Source organism: Haloplanus sp. GCM10025708, assembly GCF_042663985.1.
GTDB lineage: Archaea > Halobacteriota > Halobacteria > Halobacteriales > Haloferacaceae > Salinirarus > Salinirarus marinus.
The window spans coordinates 2,181,414-2,206,322 of sequence record NZ_JBHSZA010000011.1 but is presented as its reverse complement, the minus strand read 5'-3'; the positions used below and the strand labels follow the sequence as shown (position 1 = coordinate 2,206,322).

Sequence of the window (24,909 nt, the reverse complement as noted above, 5' to 3'; positions counted from 1 at the left end):
ACAACTACCACGGCGTCGCTTCGGCCCCGACGAACTCGAACAGCGGTTCGAACTCCTCGGGCAGCTGGTCGCGGACCTGTTCGATCTCTGTCCCCGGTTCGCTCTCCGCGACGAGTTCGACGATGGCCTGCGCGTAGTAGGCCGCGTCGGCCTCCTCGACGCCCGCGCGCTCCGCGACGCGCTCGACGAACTCGGGGTAGGAGAACCGCTGTTCCGACTCCGCCTCGCGCAGGAAGCGGCCGATCTCCTGCGGCAACGGCGACGCGAGGTCGTCGGCCTCGCCCTCGCCGAGTCGTTCGCCGAGCGTCGTCAGGACGACGCGCGTCGCGCGAACCGCCGCGCCTTGCGAATCCAGTTCGAGTCGATGCTGCACCTCGCCGATGAAGTCACTGTATTTCATGAGTCTCGGTCGACGCCGAGTTTCGTGACCCGACGCTCGTGTGGGATAGAGGGGGCCACGGCGGGGGTATAAGCACACCCAACACACTTCGGAGCCGATGGCCGCGCCGCGTTTCGCCGGTCGACGCGGCGGTTAGGTCGGTAACTTTCCACCGGAATCGCCCGACATGTGGTATGCTCAAACGCTTCCGGCTCGGGACCGTCTTCGACGTGCCGCTGGACGTCGACGTGACGCTGTTCGCCGTGATCCCGCTCGTGGCGTGGCTGATCGCGAGTCGCGTCGGTGAGATGGCGACGCTCCTCGGACGGACGGTCGGCGTCTCCGTCGCACCGGGCTTTGCCGCGGGAGCGTGGCCGTGGCTCCTCGGATTCGCGGCGGCCGTCGGTCTGTTCGCCAGCGTCGCCCTCCACGAACTCGGTCACGCCGTCGTCGCCCGCCGCTCGGGCTACGAAATCGACTCCATCACGCTGTGGGTGCTCGGCGGCGTCGCCAACTTCGCCTCGCGCCCCGACGGCTGGCGGGAGGAACTCCGGGTCGCACTCGCCGGCCCCGCCGTGAGCGTCGCCCTCGTCGCCGCCGGCTTTCTCGTGCTCCGCGTGACGCCGGGGTCGTTCGACAGGGTGGAGTTCCTCGTCGGCTACCTCACCCTGATGAACGCCGTCCTCGCGGGGTTCAACCTCCTCCCCGCGTTCCCGATGGACGGCGGCCGGGTGGTACGCGCCCTCCTCGCCCGGAACCGCCCGCTCCCGGAGGCGACCCGACAGGCCGCGCGCGCCGGCAAGGTGATGGCCTTCCTCCTCGCCCTGCTCGGCCTGCTCGCGTTCAACATCTTCCTCGTCGCCATCGCCCTGTTCGTCTACGTCGGCGCGTCCGCCGAGTCGACCCGGACGGCGATGCGGGCCGCGTTCGAGGACACCGCCGCTCGCGACCTGATGACGCCCGCGTCGGACCTCGACACCGTCTCACCCGACACCACCGTCGCCGCCCTCCTCGACCGGATGTATCGCGAGCGCCACACGGGCTATCCGGTCGTCGACGACGGCCGCCCCGTGGGCGTCGTGACGCTGGAGGACCTGGGCGACGTGCCGCCGTCGGCGCGAGCGGAGACGGCCGTCGCCGAGGTGATGAGCACTGACCTCGTCACGGTGTCTCCCGACGGCGACGCCGTCGACGCGTACCAGCGCATGGGCGAGGACCGCATCGGACGACTGCTCGTCGTCGACGACGCCGGCGAACTGGTCGGGTTGCTCTCGCGGTCCGACCTCGCGCGGGCGTTCGAGATTTCGCAGTCGTCGCCGCGGAATCTGCCGCGTGGGGCGGCGGGGTGAATACTGGCCGACGGTCGTTCGCCGTCGGCGTGAATACTGGCCGATGGTCGTCCGCCGTCGGCGTAAACGCTGACCGACGGCCGTTCGCCAGGTGAGTCACACGAACAGCCGCACGGAGAGATAGAGCACCACCACACCGAGGACGTCACAGGTGTTCGTCACCACGGGGATGACGACGTCGTCGGGGTCGAGTTCGAGGCGGTAGGCGGCGTAGGTGGCGACGACGGTGACGAGGACGGCGAGGACGGCGAGTTCGAGGCCGCTCGTCACGGACACCAGCAGGACCGTCGTGAGTTCGAGGCGGGTGGTGCCGGTGAGGGCGGTCAGCCCCCACGCGCCGGCCCCGATGATCGGGAACGTCGTCGCGGCGAGGAGGACGGTGGCGACGGCGTTGCCGGCGAGGCGGGCGTCGCGCGGGGAAAAGGAGAGCGTCCCGAGGTGGAAGGCAGTCGAGAGCCGCGCCGCGAGGACGCTGCCCAGATTGCCGGCGGTGCCGATGGTGACGGGGACCAGCACGAGGAGGGAGGGGTAGTACAGCAGGTCGTCCTCGAAGCTCCCGAGGACGAGGCCGCTGCCGACCTCGACGAGAGTCAACAGGAGGAGGACGGGGAGCATCGCCCGCGTGATGTCGCGGACGGTCCAGGCGGTGTGCACTCAGCCACCCCCAAGTCCGACGACGATGCGGACGGCGATCAACAGGAAGAGGACGCCGAAGACGTCGCCGGTGGTCGTCACCAGCGGACCGACCAGCGTGTCGGGGTCGTAGCCGCGGCGGTAGCCCGCGAAGACGACGCTGATGACGACGACGGTGAGGGCGACACCCGAGAGCAGGCCGGCGACGAAGGCGATGCCGAGCAGCGACGGGAGCGACGGCGACCCGCCGAGGAGCGTGAGCACGGCGAAGACGGCGGTGGCGGCAAAGAGGCTGGCGAGGAGGCCGTTGGCCAGCGACGCGGCGACGGCCGCCCGGAGGCGCTCGTCGGCGAGGCCGACGCTCGGCTCGACGAATCCCTGGTGGAGCGCCGTCGCGATGCGCGCGCCGAGCGATCCGTAGACGTTGCCGCGGGTGGCGAGCAGCGCGGGGACGAGAACGAGAAGCCCCTCGACGCCACCGAGTTCCGCGCGCATCCCCCGAGGACGACGCCGGCGAGGAGGCCGCCGACGAGGCTGGCCGAGAGCGCGGGCAACGCTTCCCGGTAGGCGTCGACGGCCTCCTCGCGGACGCTCATGCGTCCTACACCGCGTACGCCGGGCTTAAAAGCGACGTGCCCTCTCGGGCTACTCGCCGACCAAAAGCAGAATTACGAGCACGAGCGCGACGACGACGGCCGCCGCGAGCGTGCCGAAGGCGACGACGAAGTCGGCGATGTCCGAGAGGTAGCCGACGAGAGCGGGAGCCACTCCACCGGCGAGCAACATCGCCGTCCGGACGATTCCGAGCGTGCCGCCGGCGACGTCGTCGGGGATGCTGGCGACGAGGTGGGCGTCCCGTCCGGGTCGGGTGCCGTGCATTCCGACGCCGAGCGTGGCGACGAGGCCGGCCAGTACGGCCCACTCGGCCGCGACCAGCAACGCGCCGAGACTCGCCGCCGCCAGCGCGAGCGTGAGCGCGACGATCCGGAGGCGGCCGAAGCGGTCGGCCAGCTCGCCCGTCGCCATCTGCACGACGCTGACGGCGAAAAAGACGCTGTAGAGGAGCCCCGCCGCGCTCGTCGAGAGCCCCGCCTTGGCCGTCAGGTAGAGGGGGAGAAAGGCGGTGATGCCGTTCTGCGTGAAGGAGACGAGGACGGCGACGGCGACGAACGCGAGGAACTTCGGCTCGGCGAACGCGGCGGCGTAGGCCGTCGACTCCGGACTCTCCTCGGTATCTGTCTCGGCCTCCGTCCCTTCGATCTTCGAGGCGACGCGGGCGCGAAACGCCGCTGCGGTCGCGAGCGCGACGACGGCCGCCGCGAGGAAGACGTACTCCCAGTCGACGGCCGCCGAGAGGACGGCGACGACGACGGCCGGCGCGACGACGCCCCCGAGTTCGCCGACGGTGTCCATCGCCCCGAGCGCTCGACCGGGGTGCTCGGCGTAGACCGACGTGAGGAGCGTGATGGCGACTGTCTTGTGTGCACCCGTCCCGATGCCGACGAGGACGACGGCGGCCACGAGCCCCGGAAAGCCGGTCGAGACGAACAACAGGAGGGCGGCGACGGCGGCGACGACGGCACCGCCCGTGATGACGCGAACCGTCCCCACGCGGTCGGCCAGCGCTCCCGAGGGGAACTGCATCAGGCCGTAGCCGAGCATCAGCCCGGTAAAGAGGAGGCCGAGTTGGGTGTTCGAGACGCCGTAGTCGCCCCGGAACGTCTCGAACAGGGGCGGCAGCGCGTAGCGGAGGAACTTCGCCAGAAACCACAGCAGCGCGGTGAGCGCGAGAACGTCCAGCGCCCGGACCTGCGAGCGAACGTCCGCGAGACGGGGAGCGACCACGGCAGCCTCAGAACGGTCCCATGCCGCCGAGGCCGCCCCCGCCGCCACCGCCGCCACCGCCGCCCTGCTGCTGGAGTTTCTTCATCATCCGCTGCATGTCGCCGTCGCCCATGCCCTGGAACTGCTTGATGGTTCGCTCCATCATCTTGTGCTGTTCGAGCAGTTCGCGCACCGTCTCCTCGTCGGTCCCGCTCCCGCGGGCGATGCGCTCGACGCGGCTCTGGCCGACGACGCGCGGATTCTCCAGTTCCTCCTCGGTCATCGAGTCCATGATGACGTCGAAGTGGCGCATCCGGTCCTGGGTGACGTCCATCGCGTCGTCGGGCAGCTGGTCCATGAGACCGCCGCCCATCCCCGGAATCATGTCCATCACCTGATCGAGCGGCCCCATCTTGTTCATCGCCTCCATCTGCTTTTGCATGTCCTTGAGGGTGAACGACCCCTTCATGATGTCCTCGGGGTCCCAGTCGTCGTCTTCCTCCTGGGTCTCCTGCATCGCGCGCTCGACCCGTTCGGACAACTGCTTCAGGTCGCCCATCCCGAGCAGTCGGGAGATGAAGCCGTTTGGCTCGAACCGCTCGACGTCCTGGACCGTCTCGCCCGTCCCGAGGAACGCAATCGAGGAGTCCGTCTCGTTGACGGCGGTCAGCGCGCCGCCACCTTTCGCCGTCCCGTCGAGTTTGGTGATGACGACGCCGCCGATGCCGACCGCGTCGTCGAACTCGCTGGCCTGGTCTTTCGCGCCCTGACCGATGGCCGCGTCCAGCACCAGAAGCGAGAGTTCCGGATCGACGGCCGACTCGATCTCCTCGATCTCGTCGACGAGGTCGTCCTCCAGGGCGTGCCGCCCGGCCGTGTCGACGATGTGTACCTCGGCGTCCGAGGTGGCTTCGAGGCCGTCGCGGGCGATTTTCACCGGATCGTCCTCGTCCGGGTCGCCGTAGAACTCCACCTCGGCGCGTTCGCACATCTGCTTGGCCTGGTCGTACGCGCCTGGGCGGAAGGTGTCGGTCTGGATGACCGCCGGCCGGAGCCCCTTCTTCGAGAACCACCACGCCATCTTCGCGGCGGTGGTGGTCTTCCCCGACCCCTGCAGGCCGGCGAGCATGATCGTCTGCGGTTCGAGCGGAATCTCCGTGGAGTCGCCGACGAGGTCGACCAGCTCCTCGTAGACGATCTTGAGGACGTGATCGCGGGCGCTCGTTCCGCCCGGCGGTTCCTCCTCAAGCGCTCGCGTCTCGATGGCGTCCGAGAGGTCCATCACGAGGCTGACGTCCACGTCGGCCTGCAACAGGGAGCGTTGAATCTCCTTGACGACCTCCTGGACGTCTTCCTCGTCGATGCGGGACTTCCCCTGTAGCTTCGAGAGGGTGCCGCGCAGGGAACTCCCGAGGTTGTCCAGTACCATTACTCCCCCTACGCCGTCGAACCGGTAAAGGCTTTTTTCACTGTGGTCCGCTAACTCGTTTCAGTTCCCCCGGTTTCGCCGGCGAGGGCCGCTTCGCGCAAGCGCGCACAGCGCTCGGTCTCGACGGCGAGTTCCGGGACGGTGGTCGGGCGACCGTCGTCGTCGACGGCGACGAAGACGAAGCGGGAATCGGTCGTCTGCTCACGGTCGCCGGTTCGGGGGCCTCGTGGAACGCCTGCAACCGGATCCGGATGCTCGTTCGCCCCGTCGCGTACGCGTAGCCACTGACGACGCAGGTATCCCCCTGCGGGATCGGGCGCTTGAAATCGAGGTCGTCGACGTGGGCCGTCACGCACGTTTCGCCGGCGTGGCGCATCGCACACAGCGCCCCGATTTCGTCCATCCACCGCACGACGTTACCGCCGTGTGCCGCGCCGTAGTTGTTGGTGTCGTTGGGCTGGATTCGCTCCCTGTTTTCGAGATACGTCTCGCTGATGCTCGCCATGGTTCCCCGTCGATTCGGACGTACAAGATGCCTGCGGGCATCACTCTTCGGCGGCGGTCAGCCCGCCTCGACCCGTATCTCGGCGGCGGTCAGCCCGCCTCGACCTCTATTTCGTCCACGAAATGCGTCGCGTCGGCCTCCCAGACGACGCTCACGCCGACGGCGAGGGTGAGGCTCCGCGGAACCGTCTCGGGCGTCCACTCGAAGGCGTACTCCTCCCATCCCTCGGCGCGGTGGAGCGGTTCCCGCAAGCCACCGTACGGCGCGCCCTCGATGCCCGGCGAGTTGCTCCCCGGGTCGGGGAAGTCGCTCTCGCCCGCCGGCGGCGACGGCGCGAGTGCCAGCACGAGGTAGCGAAGCAGGTTGAAACTCTCCGACGGATTCCACGCCCGCGCGGTGACGCGAAAGCGGGAGACGTCGCCGGGGTTCGTCACGCGAACCGGCCCCTCATTCGATGCTCACCACGTCTATCTCGGCCCCGGTTCCGGCGTCGCGTTCGGCGGCGGCCGCGAACGCCTCGCGGACGCGTGTCTCGGTCGCGTCGAGCGGCTCCTCCTCCTCCCGTTCGAGCGACCCGAGCACGAACTGCGCCCCGCTTCCGAACGCGACGAGGGTGTCGTCGAACGTCGCGCCCGACCGGTCGACGCCGCGCACGTGCGCCCCGCTGTCGTCGCGGGCGGCCACGACGGCGTCGACGCCGACGTCGGCGGTTACGTCGCTCGTGAGGCGTGTGAGCGTCTCGATATCCACGCTGCCGCGCTCGGTTCGATACTCCCGGAGGGCGGCGTCGAGGCGTCGCTCGAAGGCGTCGACGTCGTCGCCGACGGCCGCCGCGGCCACGCCGTCGAATTCGAAGACGTGGCGTTTCGACTGACTACGAACCTGTCCACCGGAGACGAGCAGACGGTCACCCGCCAGCAGCGCGCCGTCCGGACAGTCGACGCCGACGATGGTACTCATGGCGATTCGTACGGCCGCCAGGCGGAAAGTCGTTGCCGGCGTCGACGAGGCGCGCCGACTGCGCGCCGACTACTCGCCGACGAGGTCCTCGACGAGCGCCTCGGGGTCGAACCGCTCGATGTCGCCGTAGCCTTGGCCGGTGCCGAGAAAGAGGATGGGCTTGCCGGTGACGTAGGCGATGGAGATGGCCGCCCCACCTTTCGGGTCCGCGTCGGCCTTCGTGAGAATGGCCCCGTCGATCTCGGCCGCTTCGTCGAACTTCCTGGCGCGTTCGACGGCGTCCTGGCCGGCGACGGCCTCGTCGACGAAGACGGTCATGTCGGGGTCGACGACCCGGTCGATCTTCTCCAGTTGCGCCATCAGGTCGTTCGAGGTGTGCAGGCGACCGGCGGTGTCGCCGAGGACGACGTCGACGTCGTGGGCCTCGGCGTATTCGACGGCGTCGTAGATGACCGCCGCCGGGTCACCGCCCTGTTCGTGGGAGATGAGCTTTCGATCCAGGTTCTCGGCGTGTTCGCGGATCTGCTCGTTCGCGCCCGCGCGGTAGGTGTCGCCGTTGGCCAACACCGACGAGTAGCCGCGTTCTTCGAGATACTCCGAGAGTTTGGCGATGGTGGTGGTCTTGCCGACGCCGTTGACGCCGGTGAAGATGAGGGTGACCGGCTTCTCGGCCTCGGCGATCCGCTCCTCGAAGTCGAACTGGCCGACGCTGATGACGTCGAGTAGCGCGTCGTGGAGGGCGTCTTCGACGAGTTCGCCGGTGCTGGCGATCTGCGAGCGCGTCTCGCCGACCAGCTTGGCCCGGACCGTATCGAGGATTTCCTCGGCGACGCCCATCTCGACGTCGCTCTCCAGAAGCGCCATCTCCAGCTCCCAGAGCGGATCTTCGAGGTCCTCCTCCTCGATGATGACCTTCCCGGTGGCGAACGCCTTCGCGCGCTCGACCGTGCCCGGTCGGTCCTCGTCGCTCTTCGACTCCGTCTCGGCCTCCGCTTCGGGCGTCGCTTCCGCGTCCGCCTCTGCGGCTTTCTCCTCTGCGGTGTCCTCGACGTCCTCTCGGAACGACCCGAGTTTGTCCTTCAGTCCGTCGAACATCTACTCTCTACTCGTCTTCGGATTCCTGCTGTTGCATCTGCTGCATCTGCTGTTGTTGCATCTGCTGTTGCATCTGCTGGGCCTGCTGTTCGAGCTGCTCGCTCTCGGATTCGAGTTCGGCGATCTCCTCCCGGAGGTCGCCGATGCGGTCGTCGATGGCGTCCTGTTTGCGTTCGAGGGCGTCGATAGCGTCGTCCTGTTCCTGTTCGGCGGCGTAGTCGCCGCCGAGGTCGACGATGACCTCGTCGATGTCCTGGACTTCGGCGCGGACGTACGCGCCGCCGCCGAGGGGGACCTGCACCGTCGCCCCCGTCTCGAGCGTCTCGATGGCCTCGATGGCCTCGTCGATCTCCGTCTTCTCGGTCTGGAGCCCCTCGATCTCGGCTTCGACCTCCTCGATTTCCTCCTCGATGGCCTGCAGTTCCTGGGAGAGCTGCTGGAGTTGCTGCTGACCGCCACCACCGCCCATCATGCGGCCGTCACCTCGGTGACCTCGACTTTCGTGCGCTTCAGGCCGTGCTCGCTCCCGATGCGGGCGAGCGTGTGCTCGCGGGCGACGTTCTCGTTCGGCGCGTCGATCTCTTTCGTGAACTCCTGTGCTCCGGTCCGGCTCCGAAAGCGACCGCTGACGATGAACTGACTCATACCAGAGGATACGGAGGGAGCGGGAAGTATCTTCCTACTCGGGCGTCGGCTACTCCTCGATGTAGCCGAGTGCGTCCTCGATGCGGCCGAGTTCGGGGCCCGTCGTGTCCTGCCCGACGACGTAGCCCGCGTCGTTGGCGACGAGGCCGGATCCGACGAGCGGCGCGCCGTAGTTGACGGTGCCGATGTCGGCGCGCACGTCGAGCAGATCTTCCAGCGTTTCGAGTTCCGGCTCCCGGGACTTCGGGTGACAGAGCACCCCGTCGTTCGTGGCGACGGCGGCGGTGCCGACGGTTCGCACGTCGCCGAGGTCGCCGCGCTCGACCGGGACGTCGAGTGCTTCCTTCACCGCCTGCACGGCCTCTCGCGAGAGATCCGGATGGAGGTACGCGCCGTAGTCGTTCGCGAGAACGACGTTGCCGGCGGCGTTGATGCGCCCGGGGAGTTCGACGACCGGGCGGTCGACGGCTTCTTCGATGGTCGTCTTCTCGCGTTCGGTCGCCCGGGCGGACACGAGGATGCCGTTCTCGTTTCCGGTCGCGAGCGCGCCGACGGTTCCCGAGCCACCGACCGTCGTCTCGACGGCGGTGGCGTCGAGTTCGGCCGCCATCTCCGCGATCAGGTCGTCCTCAGCGTCCGGCCGGACGAGCAGGCAGTCGTCGGTCGCTCGTGCGAACACGCCGACGTACGACGATCCGGCGAAGGAAGCGCGAAGCACCGTCAGTCAGCAGTCTCCGCCTCGACGACGGGCTCGCCGTCTTCGACGAAGCGGGCGGCCCGAACGCGGAGCTTCCGCGGGGATCGCTGTCGCTCCGCGCCCAGACTGCCTCGTTGATGCTCGGATCGAGCCGGATGGCGTCTTCTTCGACCTTGAAATGCTTCGCGAGGTGTTCGCGGACGAGCTGCATCGCTCGACCGGCGCGCTCGCCCGACGGAACGGCCTTCACGTCCCGGAGCGGGACGGTGACGACGCGCTCCTCGAATTCGTTGGCGCTCATTATTCGTCCGTGTCGCTTCGACGCCAGCTACGGCGCTGGGGGTTCTGCGTCACCTGCATGTCGGTCTTGAGCATGACCCACGCCGGGATGCGGCTGTTCTGGCGCTCCAGCTTGGCCAGCCGTTTCTTCTTGGCTTTCGTCTTTTTGCTCATAGTGCCCGTCTCTTCCCCTGCGCGGCATAAAATCTTGTTCCTTCGCTCCCGTGCGCCCCCAGCCGATTCGATATCGCGAAATAGGATTTATCGCCGGTCGGCGGCGTCGCGGATTCAGCGGCTGCTCGTTCCCGCGCCGAGGGTGTCGACGAAGTCACCGTCCAGCGACGGGCGGGCTACCCGCACTGTCCCGCGGGCCGACCGTGGACCGCATCCGACGGCCAATTCCGCCGTCCATCGCGTTTTCGGCCGTTCGATGACCGGGCGCTGTACGGTCGCTCTCGTGCGGTCGCGGTAGTGTTGAGATACGCCTGCGAGTAATATTACGGCATTACAGCACCCGAAAGGCCGTTTTCACGGCTCCCGAGCCTCGCTGTCGCCCGACACTCGAAGGCTTTCGGGTGGAGAGAGGCTTCGCTCTCTCGAACCGCGCGCTCTGCGGTCGCGTGCTCGCATTCAATCCACCGAGCGTGCCCCCGACCGCCGTCGGGCGGGGCTTTCGAGGTGTTCACAGCTGTTTTGCGTGGATTAATCCCCTAAACACTACCCGATCGCACCTGGATAAACCATGTGACGCGATACGAAATCGGTAGGAGCGACGGCTCAACCGAGGGGGAACGTCGCGACGGTGTCGTATTCGGGCCCCTCGTCGGTGAGCGTGCTCTCCTTGAGTCGGACTTCGTCCACCGTGAACGTCCCGAGGTCGGGGTCGGCGTCGCGGACGAGTCGCTGGACGAGGTCCTTGCCGCGGGCGTCGTTCATCCGTGCGAGGGTGACGTGCGGCGTGAACTCGTGGGACTCTTCCTCGAAACCGACGTCGGTCGTCGCGCGCTCGACGCCCTCGTGGAGAGCGGTCAGTTCAGCGTCGCCGGCCCGGAACCCCGTCCAGACGACGCTGATGTATTCGAGCGACGGGAAGACGCCGAAGCCGCCCACCGACGCCTCGAACGGGACGACGTCCGCGTCGGCGACGCCCGCCGCGACGGCGTCGCGGACCTCGGCGAGGCGTTCGTGGTCGGTGTCGCCGAGGAATTTGATCGTGACGTGTGCCTGTGCGGGGTCGGTGAACGAGAGGCCAGCGGCGTCGCGAAAGCGGTCCTGTGCGGTCTCGACGGCCGGAGTCATCGCCTCGGGGAGATCGACGCTGACGAACAGTCGCATAATCGACGTTCGACCCGCGGGCGGATTAAGTTGCTGTTCGGTAATAACTAATGGTAATATTCTACCGGCGTCGTCGCTCCAAGAACAGCGAGCGCCGGGACGGGAGAACGTTCGGCGTGGGTGTTTCCGAAGGGTTCACACCGCCGCCCCGATCTCGTCTTCGACGCTCACTTCGTTTCGCCGATGACTACCGAGTGGCGTCGAGTCCGGGTCGAACGAGGATGGTACCGCTTGCCCGACGACGGTCGAGCATCGCCGAGTCACCGGCGAGGGAGATCAGTCCTCGGTTTCGAACAGGTCGCGAAGCGCCGCCTTCAGGACCTCGTAACCGGTGGCTGCTTCGGCCAGGTCGACGTATTCGTCGAAGGTGTGGGCCTGTGCGAGGTCGCCAGGCCCCCAGGTGATCGCCTCGATATTCGCGTCGTTGACGAAGTTACGGACGTCCGTAGACGCCTGGATGCCCCACGGAGTGGTCGGAACGTCGGCCACCGACTGCGAGTGGGTGCGGAACACCTCCGCGAGGTGGCTATCGACGGGGATCGCGGCGGATTCGTAGGTCCGCGTGCGTTCCCAGCTCGTCTCGATACCGTGTTCCTCCTCGACGCTGGTGAGGATCTCGTCGATCTCGTCGTCGACGTCCTCGACCGATTCCGACGGGAGCATCCGTCGATCGATGGTGAGGACGGCGCGCTCGGGCACCACGTTCGCTTTCGTCCCTGCCTCGAACTCGGTAACGGTGGCGTACGCCTGCCCGACGAGTTCGTCTTCGCGCTGCCGGATCGTGGCGTCGTACTCGTGGAGTGCGTCCAGAACCGGTCGCGCGTCCGTGATCGCGTTCGTTCCCTGGTCGGGACGACTCGCGTGAGACGGGTCGCCGGAGACGGAGATCTCGTACCAGGCGAGTCCCTTCTCGCTCGTCGCCGTTCGCATGTTCGTGGGTTCGAGCACGACGCCGTACTCCCCGCCGTATCCCAATTCGAGGAGGGTCTTCGTCCCCGGTTCGCCCGTCTCTTCGCCCATCGCGGCGTGAAAGACCAGGCTCCCGTCGAGGTCGCCGTCCTCGAACGCGGCCGCGAAGTCGACGGTGGCGAGCATGCCGAGGGCGACCCCGGTCTTCATGTCCGCGCTGCCGCGGCCGTAGAGTTTCCCGTCGTCGATCTCGGCACCGTAGGGGTCGTGCGACCAGTTGTCGAGGTCCCCTGCGGGGACGACGTCGACGTGTCCGTTGAGGACGACGGCCGGATCGCCGTCGCCGACGCGGGCCGCGACCTGTGGCCGGTCGGGGTCGGGCCGTTCGACGAGGTCGGCGTCGACGCCGTGCTGGTCGAACCAGTCGACGATGTACTCCGCGACGTTCGCTTCTCTGCCGGGGGTTCTCCGTCTCGCGTGAGACGAGTTCTGATACGACGTTCGTCAGTCGTTCGTTCGTGTCTGTCATGCTCTAATCGTCACCCACCGAGATACAGTTCGCGCACTTCCTGATTGTCGAGCAGCGCGGCGCTCTCGTTCACGTATTCGACGCTCCCCATCTCGATGACGTATCCGCGGTCGGTGTTCGCGAGTGCCTTCGCAGCGTTCTGTTCGACCATCAGAATACTCACGCCCGCGCTCTGGACTTTGTTGATGAGTTCGAACACCTGATCGACGAGGTTCGGCGCGAGACCGAGCGACGGTTCGTCGAGAACCAACAGGTCCGGGTCGATCATCAACGCCCGAGCGATGGAGACCATCTGCTGTTCCCCGCCGCTCATCGTCTTCACCTTCTGGCCACGTCGCTCCTCGACTCGGGGGAAGAGGTCGTAAACGAACGACAGGTTCTCCTGTTTCGTCTCGTCGTCGAGCAGCCAGGCACCCATGTCGAGATGTTCCTTGACGCTCATCTCCGGGAACGTGGTGTGACCCTGTGGGACGAGACTCAGTCCCCGTTCGATGAGGTCCTCGGTCTGGAGGTCGGTCACGTCCTCGTCGTTGAGGCGGACGGTTCCGGACCAGCACGGAACGTAGCCCGTGAGAGCCTTCAGGACGGTCGATTTACCCGCCCCGTTCGGCCCGATGATGCAGACGGCTTCGCCGTCGTCGACGTGGAGGTCGACCGAGTGGACGACCTCGTTGTTCCCGTACCCGGTCGTGACGTCTTCCGCTTCCAGAATGCGTTTCGCGCTCATACGTCTTCACTCCCGAAGTAGGCCTCGATGACTCGTTCGTCTTCCTGCACTTCCTCGGGGGACCCGCGGGTGAGCAACCGCCCCGAATTCATCACGAGAATCTCTTCGCACTCCGACATGATGACGCCCATGTCGTGTTCCACGAAGACGAACGTCGTTCCCCGCTGTTGTGCCTCGTGAATGAGTTGGAGAATCTTGTTCTCCATCGTCGGGTTCACGCCGGCGAGCGGTTCGTCGAGGAGGATCATGTCCGGGTTCAGCATCATCACCTGCGTGATGCTCACGAGCTTCTGTTGCCCGTAGGAGAGGTCGTCCGCGAGGACGTCCGCCTTCTCGCCGAGGTCGATGAGGTCGATGAGTTCCTCGGCGCGTTCGCGCGGCTGGTCGGCGAGTTGGCTCGCGACCAACAGGTTCTCTCGGACGGTCATCTGCCCGAGAACGCGCGTCTTCTGGAACGTCCGCACGAGCCCTCGTTCGACGTTCGCCTCCAGGGAGTTGTCGGTGATGTCGTCGCCTTCGAAGAAGACACGCCCCGAGGTCGGGTCCTGGACGCCCGTAACGAGGTCGAACAGCGTCGACTTGCCCGCTCCGTTCGGGCCGATGAGGCCGATGATCGTCCCCCGTTCGATCGTGAACGAGACGTCGTCGACCGCCGTAAGCTCTCCGTACTGTTTCGTCAGTCCGTCGACTTCGAGGATCGTCTCGGAGCTCATAGCGACCTCCGGCGGGGGAGATAGCCTCTATCTTTCAGCCGTTCGATGAGCCCGCGCGGCATGAACATCACGACGAGCATGATGGCGATCCCGAAGAAGAACTGGTGGAGGGTCGGGAACGACGCCCACAGCGCCTCGGAGATGAAGATGAACGTGATCCCGCCGATGATCGGCCCGAGGACGCTCCCGGCGGTTCCGAACAGCACCATCACGATCGGGAGTTCCGTGTACCGGAGTCCGAACACCGTCGACGGGTCGACGTACGACAGATTGAACGCCAACAGTCCCCCACCGATACCGGCGATTCCTGCGTGAACGAGCATCATGGTGAGTTTCTCTCGCGTGGTCTTGACGCCGAGCGCCGACGCGAGGAGTTCGTCCTCACGGATCGCCAACAGTCGGAGTCCGCGGGGGACTTCGCCAGTCGATACGTGGCATACCCCACCCCGACGGCGAGTACGACGGCAAGGTAGTACTGCTCCGTGTACGAGAGGGCGGGGAAAAACGAGATCCCGGACCCGCCCCGGGTGATGGGGGTGAGATAGTCGCTCGACATCGCGAGCTGTCCCGCCGTCGCGAGCGACAGCATCGCGATCGCGAAGTACGCACCGTCGAGGCGCAGGATCGGGGCGCTGATGAGCGTCCCGATGATCGCGGTCGAGATCCCCGCGATCACCAACGCCGCGTACCACGGGATGCCGAAGTCGACGACGGAGATGACGGTGACGTACGCCCCGAGCCCAACGAACCCGGCGTAGCCGAAGTTGATGTAGCCGGTGAATCCGGAGAGGATGTTCCATCCGTATCCGAGCACGATGAAGAGGAAGACGATGAACAGGACCTGAACGTGGTAGTCGTTGAGAACCTGCGGGAGCGCGAGCAGGAGCGCCACGAGAGCAACCAGCCCGAGGAGACGGTGCACCACCGAGAAGGAATCCAGCCGGTTGTCGATACGCGCGCCGATACTCGGATCGCTTTTCGACTCACTGGATGATTCAGTTGCCATCGAAATCACTCTCCACTGTCGCTACGCCCGAACAGTCCCTGGGGGCGCACCAGGAGGACGAGGATGAGCACCACGAAGGCGATGATCGATGCCATCGTGGACGACGTGTACCACGTCCCGAACGTTTCGATGACGCCGAAGCCGACTCCGGCGACGACCGCTCCGACGAGACTGCCGAGGCCACCGAGGACGACGATGACGAAGGCCTTCAGCAGGTAATCGAGCCCCATCGCGGGGAAGATCGTGTAGAGGATCCCCGCGATGCCGCCGGCGATGCCGGCGAGAGCGGCCCCAGTCCGAACGTTACCATCCGCACGCGCTTCGTCCTGATACCACACGCACGGGCGATCTCGGGGTTCTGGGACGTCGCTCGAATCGCTTTCCCCAGCCGGTGTACTTGAGGAAGGCGAAAAACAGCAGCGTCGAAATCACCGCGATACCGAACGCGAACGGTCGGTTCAGCGAGAACGCGGTGAAGCCGACGTCTACGGACTCGGTGAGGAACGAGATCGACTGGTAGTCGACGTTGATCGCGTACTGGGCGAGCCCCCGGATGGCGAGCGCGAGCCCGAACGTGAATATCAACGTCGTCAGTTCGTTGTCCAGGTCGATGCGCTCGAGCAGCCCGCCCTGAATGGCAGCGCCCACGACGAACATGATCGGAACCGAGATGACGATGCTCAAAAGCGGGTTCAGATCGAATATCGACCATCCGAAGAACGTGATGTACGCCCCGATCATCAGGAATTCGCCGTGGGCCAGGTTGATCACGTTCTGCACGCCGAAGACGAGACTCAAGCCGAGCGCTATCAGTCCGTAGAACGCCCCCAGGAACACCCCGATAACGACTAATTCGGCGAGTATATCTAATATTGCCATGGTTAAAACGAAATCTGTCGATTAGTTCCAGCCGGGATGCGGGTAGACCGGATCTGCAGTCGCGTACTCGCTGGGCCAGACGGCCTCGCGGGTCAGCCCGTCACCGTCGGCTTCCTGCCACTGCCCGAGGCTCGGCGCGTGGCCGACCTGAACGCCGTTTTCGTCGACCTTGAATCTGCCGTTGCCCCACGGGACGCCCATCTCCAGGGAGTGGAGTTCGTCGGCGATCGCGTCCTGATCGAGTTCGCCGACGTTCCGAACCGCCTGCTCCATGATGAGCGTGCCGGCGTAGCCCCCGACAACGTGGTACTGAACGTCGTCGAGCGAGTCGTAGTCGTAGTAGTTCTGGATCCCTTCTTTGACCGCCTCGTTGTGCGGGACCTGGAACCAGGGTGCCCAGAAGAGGTCGCCGGAGATGGCGAGCCCGTCGCTCCCCACCGACTCGTAGAAGGCCGGCGACGCCGCTCCGACGGTCCACGAGAAGATGCCCGTGCTGAACTCCAGCGAGCGCGCGGCCTTCGTGAGCCCGATCGCGTCCGGCGTGTAGGCACCGCCGATCACGAGGTCCGGGTCGGCGGACTGGACCTTGTTCATCACCGACGTGTAGTCGTTGATGTCTTTCGGATAGGCCGACTGGTGGACGATCTCGAGGCCGTTGTCCTTGGCGTAGGGCACGTGACCCTCCGCGATGGACGTCGGGAACGCGGTGTCCTCGTACACGATGGCGATCGTCGACGCGCCGTTCTCGACGGCGATGTCGATAGCGCCCTTGAGATACGTCGACGAGGGGGCGATGCTCTGCACGACGTACTGGACGTCGCGCTCGGTGAGAACGCTGGTGTCCGACATCATCGACATGACACAGGCGGTCTGGCTCTGCTCGATGATGGGCAACACGGAGGTCGACACCGCGCTCGAATACGGGCCCATCAGCAGGTCGACGTCGTCCTGGTTGATGAGGCGCTTGTAGAGGTTCACCGCACGCGATGGGTCGGACTGGTCGTCGTAGACCGTCACCTCCACCTCTCGACCGAGGAGTCCGGGTTCGTCCCCTTCGGTCAGGATACCGCCGTGGTCGTTGATCATCTGCGCCCAGAGTTCGTACCCCTGTTTCGTCGCCTGGCCTTCGACGGAGTACTTGCCGGTGAGGGCGGCACTCGCCCCGATTTTGATCGGCTCCGAACTGCCGCCGCCGCTGGTCGTCGTGGTAGTTCCGCCGCCGGAGTCGCCGCCGGAGTCGCCACCACCGTCTCCGCCGCCGCCACCGCCGCCACCGCCGCCACCGCCGCCGCCGGAACAGCCTGCGATGAGGCTGATACCGGCAGCCCCCGCGGTACCGGCGAGGAAACGCCTCCGATCGATGCGCGATCGGCCGTTCTCTCCGTCGCGATTGGTATTCTCTGTCATAACGCTATGTGGCGATTATTCTTCTGAGATTTAAATCTTTCTTCTCGGTTAGGCCGCCTCTCCCCCCGTGAAACCGGGCCCTACTTTCGGTCGCCACGTTTCGATTCTGAAGGAGAACATTTTAATAATATTCTACAAATACGTGCCTGAGGATGACTAGCGATATCGGAAAGATAGTGACGGTAGATGGACGAATGTCCCCCGACGAACTCGGGGTTACGTCGACACACGAGCACCTGTTTATAGACGCGGTCGACGCGTGGTACGAGCCGCCGGAGGCGGCCTACGAGCGGGCGGTGGCATCGGAGCCGGTCTCGATGGACAATCTGTGGTACACCCGCCGGAATCCGATGCAGCACGAAGACAACCTCCGCCTGAACTCGATGGAGGAAGCGATCGACGAGGTCTCGCATTTCGCCCGGGCTGGCGGGGACACGATCGTCGACGTCACGCCGAACAATATCGGACGCGATCCAAAGCGCGTCAGAGCCGTCGCCCGTGAAACGGGGCTGAACTTCGTTCACGGGACTGCCTACTACACCCAGCCTGCACACCCCGACCGATTCGCGTCTCTGAGCCCGGCGGAACTCGAAGAGAAAGCGGAAGCCGAGTTCGTCAGCGACGTTCGCGACGGCATCGGTGAGACGGACGTCCGCGCCGGCATCGTCGGCGAAATCGGGCTGAGCAACCACATCCACCCCGACGAGGAAGCGATACTCCGTGCGGGCGCGAGAGCGGCGCGCCGAACCGGGGCGGCACTGACCATCCACCCCCGGGCGGACCAAAAAGAGCCAGAAGGATCGGACGATGCCGACGTCGCGGTGGGGGCTCGAGGTGCTCGACATCGTGGAAGCGGAAGGCCTCGCGCCCGAGCGGGTAATAATCGATCACATGGACCGGACGATATACGAGGACCTCGAGTACCAGAAGGAACTCGCCGAGCGGGGGCCACCCTCGAGTACGACGTCTGGGGGCTCGAGGCGTATCTCGACGACTTCGACGACGCGTATCCGTCCGACTCGTGGCGCGTCGACGCCGTCTGCGAGCTACTCGAGGCGGGACACGGCTCGAATCTGGTCTTCGGCCACGACGTGTACATCAAGATCCAGCGGCGGAAGTACGGTGGGTTCGGATACGGCCACATCCTCGAAAACGTGGTTCCGATGCTCAAATCGCGGGGCGTCGACGACGAAACGATCACCCAGATCCTCGTCGAGAATCCGAAGGAGATCCTCACTTTCGTCGAGCCCGAAGAGTAGGGATCCGAACCTCCAAGTATTCTCCGGGGTAAGACTTAGGTGATACGCATACGGCGGGGTGGTATGGCATCCCCATTCGATCCCGAGACCGTCCGCGCCGCAGCCGCTCGCCTCGGCGGCCCGACGCCGAACGACGAAGACGTCCGCGCCGCCCTCGAGGGCGACCTCACACTCCTCGCCGAACGGTACGAGGACTGCCTCACGGAGCCGAGCCGCCGGATCGACGTGACCCCGGCCGACGACGATTTCAACGCCTTCCGCAACCGCTTCGAACTCCGGGAGGAGAGCGGTCCGCTCGACCTGACGGTCGGGATCAAGGACAACCTCGGCGTCGACGGCGTCCCGATGGCGTGTGGCTCCCGGGCGCTCGAAGACGCGGTCTCGACTCGTGACGCAACCGCCGTCTCCCGGCTGCTCGCCGCCGGTGCCACGCTCGTCGGGAAGACGCACATGGACGAGCTCGCGTACGGGGCCACCAGCGAGACGAACGCCTTCGGCCCGGTCCGCAATCCGTTCGACACCTCCCGTATCGCGGGCGGGTCGTCGTCGGGGTCGGCCGCGGCCGTCGGCGCGGAGCTCTGTGACGTCGCACTCGGCTCCGACACCGGCGGCAGTGTCCGCCTGCCGGCGGGCTTTTGCGGCGTCGTCGGCTTCAAACCGACGTGGGACGCGATCTCCCGCGAGGGGATGATCGACATGGCGGCCTCCTTCGACCACGTCGGCGTCTTCGGACAGGACGTGTCGACGACGGCCCGGACGTTCGCCGCCGTCGCGGACGCGGGCGCGTCGGAGCTCTCCCCGGACACTGGACCCGAACCCGCGGACGCCGAGGAGCTGACGCTCGGCGTCGTCACCGAGGGATTCGGCGACCATGTGACAGACGGCGTCTCGGAGGCGGTGCGATCGACGATCGACGACCTCGAAGCCGCTGGCGTGGAGACGCGGGACGTGTCTATCCCGGGGTTCACCCAGGGTGCGGACATCTGGTTCGCCATCACGAACGTCGAAATGGCTTCGGTCGTCGCCCACAGCGGGCTCTCGCTCGGCCGCCGGGAGGAACACGACCCTGCGTGGCGGGCAGCACTCGCGGCGGCGCTCGAAGCGGGGGAGGGGTTCGGCGAGACGTTCCGGCGGAAGGTGGCCATCGGTGCGACGATCCTCTCGGAACACCCCGAGTGGTACGCCGCCGCGCAGAACGAGCGCGCCGCGCTCACTCGCGAGTTCGACGCGGCGCTCGCCGAGGTCGACGCGCTCTGTCTCCCCACGATGGCGGAGACCGCACCGCCGATCGGCCGCGGCGCGTACACGACGGAGGTGCCGGTCGCCGTCAACACGCGCCCGGCGAACCTCGCCGGGACGCCCGGGATTTCGCTTCCGGCCGGAACCCACGAGGGCCTGCCCGTCGGCTTCCAACTCATCGCGCCACGGGGCGAAGACGACGAACTGCTGTCCGTCGCCGCGACAGTGGCCGAACACTGCTGAGAAGGACGGCCGTCGCGACGACCCGCGCTGCCGGCGCGTCGATGCGGCCCGGTGACGGCGACTTCGGATCGGAGCCCGGATGCTTTTAGGCTTCGACCGCCCGATACGGGGTATGAACGCGGTAACGGGACCGCCGGACGGGATGGTCGACGTCCGGGGCGATCTGACGCCGATGCTGAGCCAGCACTTCGACCTCTGTCGCGACTACGAGGACTCGCTGGTCCTCTTTCAGAACGGCGACTTCTACCAGACCTACTGCGAGGCGGCCGAGGAGACGTCGCGGGTGTGCGAGGTGACGCTCACCCAGCGGGAGGACAGCACCGGGACCTACCCGATGGCGGGCATCCCCATCGACAACGCCGCCACTTACCTCGAACGCCTGCTCGACGCCGGCTATCGCGTCGCTCTCGCCGAACAGGTCGAGGACCCCGACGCCACCTCGGGGCTCGTCGACCGCGCCGTCACGCAGGTCATCACGCCGGGGACGGTCGTCGAGGACGAACTGCTCGACGCGGGTACCACGAACTACGTCGCCGCCGTCGCCGAGGGCGGCGAGACGACGGCGGTCGCCGTCGTGGACGTCTCCACCGGCGACTGCCGCGTGACCAGCAGCGACGCCGCCGCCCGTCTCCGGCAGGAACTCGACCGACTCGCGCCCTCGGAGGTGCTGCTCGGCCCGGCCGTCGGCGCGGACACCGCGCTGCCGTCCGACCCGATGGTGACCGACGTCGACCCGGAGACGTTCGACCGCGAGGCGGCCGTCGAGACGCTCTCGGCGTACGCTCCGCGCCCGACGGCCGTCGTCGCGAACGACGCCGAACTCCGGGCGTGTGGTGCCGTCCTCGCGTACGCCGAGTACACGCAGGGCGACGACGGGCCCCTCGAATACGTCTCCCGAATCACGCGCTACGATCCGCGGGAGTTCCTCGCGCTGGACGCGACGGCGCTCCGGAGCCTCGAACTGTTCGAGAACAGGGGCGCTGGCGCGGGGCGAACCCTGTTCGACGTCCTCGACGACACCGCCTGCGCGCTGGGCCGCCGCCGACTGGAGGCGTGGCTCCGCCGGCCCCTCCTCGACCGCGAGGCCATCGAGGCCCGTCACGACGCCGTCGAGGAGTTCACCGACCGCTCGTTGGCCCGCGACGAGGTCCGCGACCGCCTGCGCGAGGCCTACGACGTCGAGCGCCTGATCGGGCGCGTCTCTCGCGGACGAGCGAACGCCCGCGACCTCCGGTCGCTGAAGGCGACGCTCGACGTCATCCCCGAGATACGCGACGCCCTCGCTGACGTCGAGTCGGGCACGCTGACCGACCTCCGGGAGTCGCTCCCCGATCTCTCGGGGGTGCGCGACCTGATCGACCGGGCCATCCGGCCCGACCCGCCCGTCGAGGTGACGGACGGCGGCGTCGTCAGAAACGGGTTCGACGACGAACTCGACGACCTGCGCCGGACCGAACGCGAGGGGCGCGAGTGGGTGGCGGACCTCGAAGCCAGCGAGCGGGACCGGACCGGCATCGACTCGCTGGAGGTGGGATACAACCAGGTCCACGGCTACTACATCGAGGTGACGAACCCGAACCTCGATCGGGTGCCCGACGACTACACCCGTCGGCAGACGCTCAAAAACGCGGAGCGGTTCTACACGCCCGAACTCAAGCGCCGCGAGGACGAGATTCTCGGCGCGGCCGAACGCGCCGACTCGCTCGAATACGACATCTTCTGCGACGTCCGATCGCAGGTCGCCGACGAGGCCGACCGGATTCAGGCGGTGGCCGACACGCTGGCGACGCTCGACGCGCTGGCGACGCTCGCCGCCGTCGCCGTCGAGAACGACTACGTCCGCCCCGAGTTCGGAGGCGACGGCATCGACATCGAGGCGGGTCGCCACCCCGTCGTCGAGCAGGCCGCCGACTTCGTCCCGAACGACGCCGACCTGCCGCGCGGAAGCGTCGCCGTCGTCACCGGACCGAACATGTCGGGGAAGTCGACGTACATGCGACAGGTGGCCCTCGTCGTCGTCCTCGCCCAGATGGGGAGTTTCGTCCCCGCCGACCGGGCGCGACTTCCCGTCGTCGACCGGGTGTTCACCCGCGTCGGCGCGAGCGACGACATCGCGGGCGGGCAGTCGACGTTCATGCGCGAGATGGCCGAACTGACCGACATCCTCCACGGCGCGACGGACCGCTCGCTCGTCCTCTTAGACGAAGTCGGTCGGGGGACGAGTACCGCGGACGGCCTCGCCATCGCCCGCGCCACCTCCGAGTTCGTCCACGACGAGATCGGCGCGACGACGCTCTTTGCCACCCACTACCACGAACTGACGGGCCTCGCCGAGGAGCGAGAACGCGTCGTCAATCTCCACTTCGCCGCCGACTGCGACGGCGTCTCGGAGGCCGGCGCGAGCGGGGACGCGTCGGACGCGACGCCCCCGGCGACGTGACGTTCCTCCATCGGGTCGCGGAGGGGGCCGCCTCCTCCTCGTACGGCATCGAGGTGGCGCGGATGGCGGGCGTCCCCGACGACGTGGTCGACCGGGCCTACGACCTGGTCGACGAACGGGAGACGGAGGACGTCCAGGCGACGCTCGACGAGGCGGCACGGCGGACGAACGGCCACGCCGGAACCGAACGCTCCGGAACCGACTCGCCCGCCGTCGGCGAGGCGGGCGGCGGTGCGGACGCCGACGAGCGCCTCACCGGCATCGTTCGCGACCTGGAGGCCCTCGACGTCGCGACGACGACGCCCTTGGAAGCGCTGAACACCCTCGCCGACTTCAAACGCAGACTCGACGATGACGATTAGGCGACTCGACGCCGAGACGGTCGATCGCATCGCGGCCGGCGAGGTGGTGACGCGTCCGGCCCGCGTCGTCGCCGAACTGGTCGAGAACAGCCTCGACGCCGGCGCGGACGACGTCGCGATCGAGGTCGACGGCGACGGCACCGACCGGATCCGCGTCGTCGACGACGGGCGGGGAATGGACGCCGAGATGGCCGAACTCGCGGTCGAGCGCCACACGACGAGCAAACTCCCCGAGGGCGACCTGACTGGCGTCGAGACGCTCGGCTTCCGCGGCGAGGCCCTCGCCAGCGTCGCCGAGGTGGCGACGCTCGAAGTGACGACCAACGACGGCGGCCCCCGCGGCACGCGCGTCGTCGTCGAGGACGGCGAGACGGACGTCGCTCCGGCGGGGCGCGCCGAGGGGACCACCGTCGAGGTGCGCGACCTGTTTCACAACCGCCGCGCGCGCCGCGACTCGCTGGCCTCCCCGAAAGCCGAGTTCGCCCGAATCAGCGGCCTCGTCTCGCGGTACGCGCTGGTCCGCCCGAGCGTGCGCTTTCGCCTGCACCACGACGGCCGCGAGGTGTTCGCCACGCCGGGATCCGGCGACTACGCCGACGCCCTGCTGGGTGTCTACGACCGACAGGTGGCGTCTCGGAGCACCGAACTCGACGCGGAGACGGGCGTCGACGACCGATCGGTGGCGATCCGGGGCGCGCTCTGCTACCCGTCGATCACCCGATCGACTCGCGACCACGTCTACGTCGCCGTCAACGGCCGCCCCCTCACCGACGAACGCCTCCGGCGGGCCGTCGTCGCGGGCTACGGGTCGTTGCTCCCTCGGGACGCGCGCCCGTCGCCGTCGTGGACGTGTCGCTCCCGTCCGGCGCGGTGGATCCGAACGTCCACCCGGCGAAAGAGCGGGTCGCCGTCCGCGCGGCCGACGCCGTCGAGTCGGCGGTCGAACGCGCCGTCGCGGACGCCCTCTCGACGGCCGATTTACGGCGCTCCGCGGAGGTGTCGATGGATCTCGATTCGACGCTCTCGCCCCTCGAAACGGATTCGGTCTTCGACGACGCGACCGTGGTGGGCCAGTTCCGCGGCCTCTATCTCCTCTGTGCGGCCGACGACGGCCTCCTCGTCGTCGACCAGCACGCCGCCCACGAGCGCGTCAACTACGAGCGCCTGCGGGCGGCCGTCGACGAGGCGAGCGTCCCGTCGGCGACGCTCGACCCGCCGGAGACGGTGTCGCTCTCGCCGGCAGCGGCGGCGGCCGCCGAGGCCCACCGGGAGACGCTCCGACGGCTCGGCTTCGACGTCGCGGCGTTCGGCGGCAACACCTACCGCCTGCGGTCGGTGCCCGCACCGCTCGGCCGCGTCGCGGACGTGGACGCCTTCCGGGAGGCGCTGGCAGCCCTCCGGTCGGGCGAGGACCCCGACGGTCGCCGGGACGAACTTCTCGCCGACCTGGCCTGTCACCCGTCGCTGAAAGCCGGCGACGACCTGACGACCGACGAGGCGTCGGCGCTCCTCGACCGACTCGGGCAGTGCGACCAGCCGTTCGCCTGTCCACACGGTCGACCGACCGTCCTCGAAATCGAGGAGCAGGCGCTCGCCCGCGGGTTCGAACGCGAGGCGACGCGATTCGGGTAGCGTCCCGAGCGACGCGTCGGCACGGCCGACGGCCGGCGGCGTGCCGTCGAGTCCTTTCGGCGTCCGACCGGGACGCTAAAACTCCTTGCAGTCGGCGCAGACGAACCGCTCGCCGTCGTTCCACAGGTGCGCCGTCGACGCCCCGCAGGCCGGACAGGCCCCGTCGCGGACGAACCGCATCGTCGGCGTGGCGGGACTGGCGAGGCCGCCCGCACCGGCGGCCTCGCTATTGGAGTCACCGCCCGCACCGGCGGCCTCGCTATCGGCGTTCCCCGTCGCATCCGCGGTGGCGTCGACGGCCGGCGTCGCGTCGGTTGCGTCTCCGTCCGCGTCGCCGTCGCTCGCCGCCGACCGGAACTCGTCGAGCGAGCGGTCTCTCATCGTCGGATCGACGGCCGCCGGGGGTTTAGCCCTGACGCCGCGCGAGAATCAAC

23 protein-coding genes and 6 pseudogenes are annotated in these 24,909 nt (G+C 67.5%); 5 read left to right on the top strand and 24 right to left on the bottom strand.

The features are described from left to right. Window positions 1–4: 4 nt before the first annotated feature. Entirely contained in the window at window positions 5–400 is a 396-nt protein-coding gene (locus tag ACFQJD_RS15525) for a DUF2267 domain-containing protein (protein ID WP_379799457.1), read from the bottom strand. Window positions 401–573: 173 nt separating this feature from the next. Between ACFQJD_RS15525 and ACFQJD_RS15520 the strand changes: the two genes are divergently transcribed. Continuing rightward, complete coding sequence (locus tag ACFQJD_RS15520) at window positions 574–1,728, top strand: CBS domain-containing protein (protein WP_379799455.1); 1,155 nt, start codon at window positions 574–576, stop codon at window positions 1,726–1,728. A gap of 96 nt (window positions 1,729–1,824) precedes the next feature. On the opposite strand, the gene ACFQJD_RS15515 is transcribed toward ACFQJD_RS15520, so the two are convergent. The 22 genes and pseudogenes from ACFQJD_RS15515 to ACFQJD_RS15410 all read right to left on the bottom strand — a co-directional run bounded on the left by ACFQJD_RS15515 (window position 1,825) and on the right by ACFQJD_RS15410 (window position 17,300). Continuing rightward, a complete protein-coding gene (locus ACFQJD_RS15515) occupies window positions 1,825–2,382 on the bottom strand; it encodes a magnesium transporter (RefSeq protein ID WP_379799453.1) in 558 nt (185 codons plus the stop codon). Further along, a pseudogene (locus ACFQJD_RS15510) lies at window positions 2,383–2,957 on the bottom strand (magnesium transporter). Between the two features lie 49 nt (window positions 2,958–3,006). Further along, window positions 3,007–4,206, bottom strand: a complete 1,200-nt coding sequence (locus tag ACFQJD_RS15505) for an MFS transporter (protein ID WP_379799451.1) — start codon at window positions 4,204–4,206, stop codon at window positions 3,007–3,009. 7 nt (window positions 4,207–4,213) lie between these two features. Then, window positions 4,214–5,614 (bottom strand): signal recognition particle protein Srp54, encoded by a 1,401-nt coding sequence (locus tag ACFQJD_RS15500; RefSeq protein WP_379799449.1) that lies wholly within the window; start codon window positions 5,612–5,614, stop codon window positions 4,214–4,216. 50 nt (window positions 5,615–5,664) lie between these two features. Continuing rightward, a pseudogene (locus tag ACFQJD_RS15495) lies at window positions 5,665–6,119 on the bottom strand (acyl-CoA thioesterase). Between the two features lie 89 nt (window positions 6,120–6,208). Beyond that, on the bottom strand, window positions 6,209–6,553 hold the full coding sequence (locus tag ACFQJD_RS15490) for a hypothetical protein (protein ID WP_379799447.1): 345 nt from the start codon (window positions 6,551–6,553) through the stop codon (window positions 6,209–6,211). Window positions 6,554–6,566: 13 nt separating this feature from the next. Next, window positions 6,567–7,079 carry a 20S proteasome subunit A/B gene (locus ACFQJD_RS15485; RefSeq protein WP_379799445.1) on the bottom strand — a complete coding sequence of 171 codons (513 nt, stop codon included), beginning with the start codon at window positions 7,077–7,079 and terminating at the stop codon, window positions 6,567–6,569. Window positions 7,080–7,148: 69 nt separating this feature from the next. Beyond that, window positions 7,149–8,174, bottom strand: coding sequence for a signal recognition particle-docking protein FtsY (ftsY, locus tag ACFQJD_RS15480; protein ID WP_379799443.1), 1,026 nt, complete (start codon window positions 8,172–8,174; stop codon window positions 7,149–7,151). Window positions 8,175–8,181: 7 nt separating this feature from the next. Next, on the bottom strand, window positions 8,182–8,646 hold the full coding sequence (gene pfdA / locus ACFQJD_RS15475; RefSeq protein ID WP_379799441.1) for a prefoldin subunit alpha: 465 nt from the start codon (window positions 8,644–8,646) through the stop codon (window positions 8,182–8,184). Beyond that, window positions 8,643–8,819, bottom strand: coding sequence for a 50S ribosomal protein L18Ae (gene rpl18a, locus ACFQJD_RS15470; protein ID WP_379799439.1), 177 nt, complete (start codon window positions 8,817–8,819; stop codon window positions 8,643–8,645). Before rpl18a ends, pfdA begins: the two co-directional genes overlap by 4 nt. A 49-nt stretch (window positions 8,820–8,868) precedes the next feature. Continuing rightward, complete coding sequence (locus tag ACFQJD_RS15465) at window positions 8,869–9,537, bottom strand: translation initiation factor IF-6 (RefSeq protein ID WP_379799437.1); 669 nt, start codon at window positions 9,535–9,537, stop codon at window positions 8,869–8,871. A gap of 2 nt (window positions 9,538–9,539) precedes the next feature. Then, a pseudogene (locus ACFQJD_RS15460) lies at window positions 9,540–9,817 on the bottom strand (50S ribosomal protein L31e). Then, window positions 9,817–9,969 (bottom strand): 50S ribosomal protein L39e, encoded by a 153-nt coding sequence (locus tag ACFQJD_RS15455; RefSeq protein ID WP_379799435.1) that lies wholly within the window; start codon window positions 9,967–9,969, stop codon window positions 9,817–9,819. The pseudogene ACFQJD_RS15460 and the gene ACFQJD_RS15455 overlap by 1 nt, the downstream one beginning before the upstream one ends. A 603-nt stretch (window positions 9,970–10,572) precedes the next feature. Further along, a complete protein-coding gene (gene thpR / locus ACFQJD_RS15450; protein WP_379799433.1) occupies window positions 10,573–11,130 on the bottom strand; it encodes an RNA 2',3'-cyclic phosphodiesterase in 558 nt (185 codons plus the stop codon). A 276-nt stretch (window positions 11,131–11,406) separates the two neighbouring features. Then, a pseudogene (locus ACFQJD_RS15445) lies at window positions 11,407–12,568 on the bottom strand (M20 family metallopeptidase). 10 nt (window positions 12,569–12,578) lie between these two features. Then, window positions 12,579–13,295 (bottom strand): ABC transporter ATP-binding protein, encoded by a 717-nt coding sequence (locus tag ACFQJD_RS15440; protein WP_379799431.1) that lies wholly within the window; start codon window positions 13,293–13,295, stop codon window positions 12,579–12,581. Continuing rightward, window positions 13,292–14,008 (bottom strand): ABC transporter ATP-binding protein, encoded by a 717-nt coding sequence (locus ACFQJD_RS15435; RefSeq protein ID WP_379799429.1) that lies wholly within the window; start codon window positions 14,006–14,008, stop codon window positions 13,292–13,294. Before ACFQJD_RS15435 ends, ACFQJD_RS15440 begins: the two co-directional genes overlap by 4 nt. Continuing rightward, entirely contained in the window at window positions 14,005–14,403 is a 399-nt protein-coding gene (locus ACFQJD_RS15430; RefSeq protein ID WP_379799427.1) for an ABC transporter permease subunit, read from the bottom strand. Before ACFQJD_RS15430 ends, ACFQJD_RS15435 begins: the two co-directional genes overlap by 4 nt. Then, complete coding sequence (locus ACFQJD_RS15425; protein WP_379799425.1) at window positions 14,331–14,930, bottom strand: branched-chain amino acid ABC transporter permease; 600 nt, start codon at window positions 14,928–14,930, stop codon at window positions 14,331–14,333. The genes ACFQJD_RS15430 and ACFQJD_RS15425 overlap by 73 nt, the downstream gene beginning before the upstream one ends. An 89-nt stretch (window positions 14,931–15,019) precedes the next feature. Further along, window positions 15,020–15,352, bottom strand: a complete 333-nt coding sequence (locus ACFQJD_RS15420; RefSeq protein WP_379799423.1) for an ABC transporter permease subunit — start codon at window positions 15,350–15,352, stop codon at window positions 15,020–15,022. Next, window positions 15,318–15,893 (bottom strand): branched-chain amino acid ABC transporter permease, encoded by a 576-nt coding sequence (locus tag ACFQJD_RS15415; RefSeq protein ID WP_379799420.1) that lies wholly within the window; start codon window positions 15,891–15,893, stop codon window positions 15,318–15,320. Before ACFQJD_RS15415 ends, ACFQJD_RS15420 begins: the two co-directional genes overlap by 35 nt. 21 nt (window positions 15,894–15,914) lie before the next feature. After that, window positions 15,915–17,300: an amino acid ABC transporter substrate-binding protein gene (locus tag ACFQJD_RS15410; protein WP_379799417.1), complete on the bottom strand. Its 1,386-nt coding sequence runs from the start codon at window positions 17,298–17,300 to the stop codon at window positions 15,915–15,917. Window positions 17,301–17,452: 152 nt separating this feature from the next. Between ACFQJD_RS15410 and ACFQJD_RS15405 the strand changes: the two genes are divergently transcribed. From ACFQJD_RS15405 to mutL, 4 genes and pseudogenes are all read left to right on the top strand, one after another. Continuing rightward, window positions 17,453–18,559: a hypothetical protein gene (locus tag ACFQJD_RS15405; RefSeq protein ID WP_379799414.1), complete on the top strand. Its 1,107-nt coding sequence runs from the start codon at window positions 17,453–17,455 to the stop codon at window positions 18,557–18,559. Between the two features lie 63 nt (window positions 18,560–18,622). Continuing rightward, window positions 18,623–20,041 (top strand): amidase, encoded by a 1,419-nt coding sequence (locus tag ACFQJD_RS15400; RefSeq protein WP_379799411.1) that lies wholly within the window; start codon window positions 18,623–18,625, stop codon window positions 20,039–20,041. Between the two features lie 112 nt (window positions 20,042–20,153). Further along, a pseudogene (gene mutS, locus ACFQJD_RS15395) lies at window positions 20,154–22,843 on the top strand (DNA mismatch repair protein MutS). Beyond that, window positions 22,833–24,475: pseudogene (mutL, locus tag ACFQJD_RS15390) on the top strand (DNA mismatch repair endonuclease MutL). The pseudogenes mutS and mutL overlap by 11 nt, the downstream one beginning before the upstream one ends. 75 nt (window positions 24,476–24,550) lie before the next feature. Here the strand turns inward: mutL and ACFQJD_RS15385 are convergent. Further along, window positions 24,551–24,856 carry a DUF7573 domain-containing protein gene (locus ACFQJD_RS15385; protein ID WP_379799409.1) on the bottom strand — a complete coding sequence of 102 codons (306 nt, stop codon included), beginning with the start codon at window positions 24,854–24,856 and terminating at the stop codon, window positions 24,551–24,553. Between the last annotated feature and the right edge of the window lie 53 nt (window positions 24,857–24,909).

What these genes read in the sequence shown, in the direction of transcription:
- ACFQJD_RS15405 (WP_379799414.1), top strand. Translation starts at nt 17,453, where the DNA reads ATGACTAGCGATATCGGAAAGATAGTGACGGTAGATGGACGAATGTCC.
- pfdA (WP_379799441.1), bottom strand. Translation starts at nt 8,646, where the DNA reads ATGATGGGCGGTGGTGGCGGTCAGCAGCAACTCCAGCAGCTCTCCCAG.
- ACFQJD_RS15485 (WP_379799445.1), bottom strand. Translation starts at nt 7,079, where the DNA reads ATGAGTACCATCGTCGGCGTCGACTGTCCGGACGGCGCGCTGCTGGCG.
- ftsY (WP_379799443.1), bottom strand. Translation starts at nt 8,174, where the DNA reads ATGTTCGACGGACTGAAGGACAAACTCGGGTCGTTCCGAGAGGACGTC.
- ACFQJD_RS15520 (WP_379799455.1), top strand. Translation starts at nt 574, where the DNA reads ATGCTCAAACGCTTCCGGCTCGGGACCGTCTTCGACGTGCCGCTGGAC.
- ACFQJD_RS15400 (WP_379799411.1), top strand. Translation starts at nt 18,623, where the DNA reads ATGGCATCCCCATTCGATCCCGAGACCGTCCGCGCCGCAGCCGCTCGC.
- ACFQJD_RS15525 (WP_379799457.1), bottom strand. Translation starts at nt 400, where the DNA reads ATGAAATACAGTGACTTCATCGGCGAGGTGCAGCATCGACTCGAACTG.
- ACFQJD_RS15410 (WP_379799417.1), bottom strand. Translation starts at nt 17,300, where the DNA reads ATGACAGAGAATACCAATCGCGACGGAGAGAACGGCCGATCGCGCATC.
- ACFQJD_RS15440 (WP_379799431.1), bottom strand. Translation starts at nt 13,295, where the DNA reads ATGAGCGCGAAACGCATTCTGGAAGCGGAAGACGTCACGACCGGGTAC.
- ACFQJD_RS15455 (WP_379799435.1), bottom strand. Translation starts at nt 9,969, where the DNA reads ATGAGCAAAAAGACGAAAGCCAAGAAGAAACGGCTGGCCAAGCTGGAG.
- rpl18a (WP_379799439.1), bottom strand. Translation starts at nt 8,819, where the DNA reads ATGAGTCAGTTCATCGTCAGCGGTCGCTTTCGGAGCCGGACCGGAGCA.
- ACFQJD_RS15435 (WP_379799429.1), bottom strand. Translation starts at nt 14,008, where the DNA reads ATGAGCTCCGAGACGATCCTCGAAGTCGACGGACTGACGAAACAGTAC.
- ACFQJD_RS15500 (WP_379799449.1), bottom strand. Translation starts at nt 5,614, where the DNA reads ATGGTACTGGACAACCTCGGGAGTTCCCTGCGCGGCACCCTCTCGAAG.
- ACFQJD_RS15415 (WP_379799420.1), bottom strand. Translation starts at nt 15,893, where the DNA reads ATGGCAATATTAGATATACTCGCCGAATTAGTCGTTATCGGGGTGTTC.
- ACFQJD_RS15385 (WP_379799409.1), bottom strand. Translation starts at nt 24,856, where the DNA reads ATGAGAGACCGCTCGCTCGACGAGTTCCGGTCGGCGGCGAGCGACGGC.
- thpR (WP_379799433.1), bottom strand. Translation starts at nt 11,130, where the DNA reads ATGCGACTGTTCGTCAGCGTCGATCTCCCCGAGGCGATGACTCCGGCC.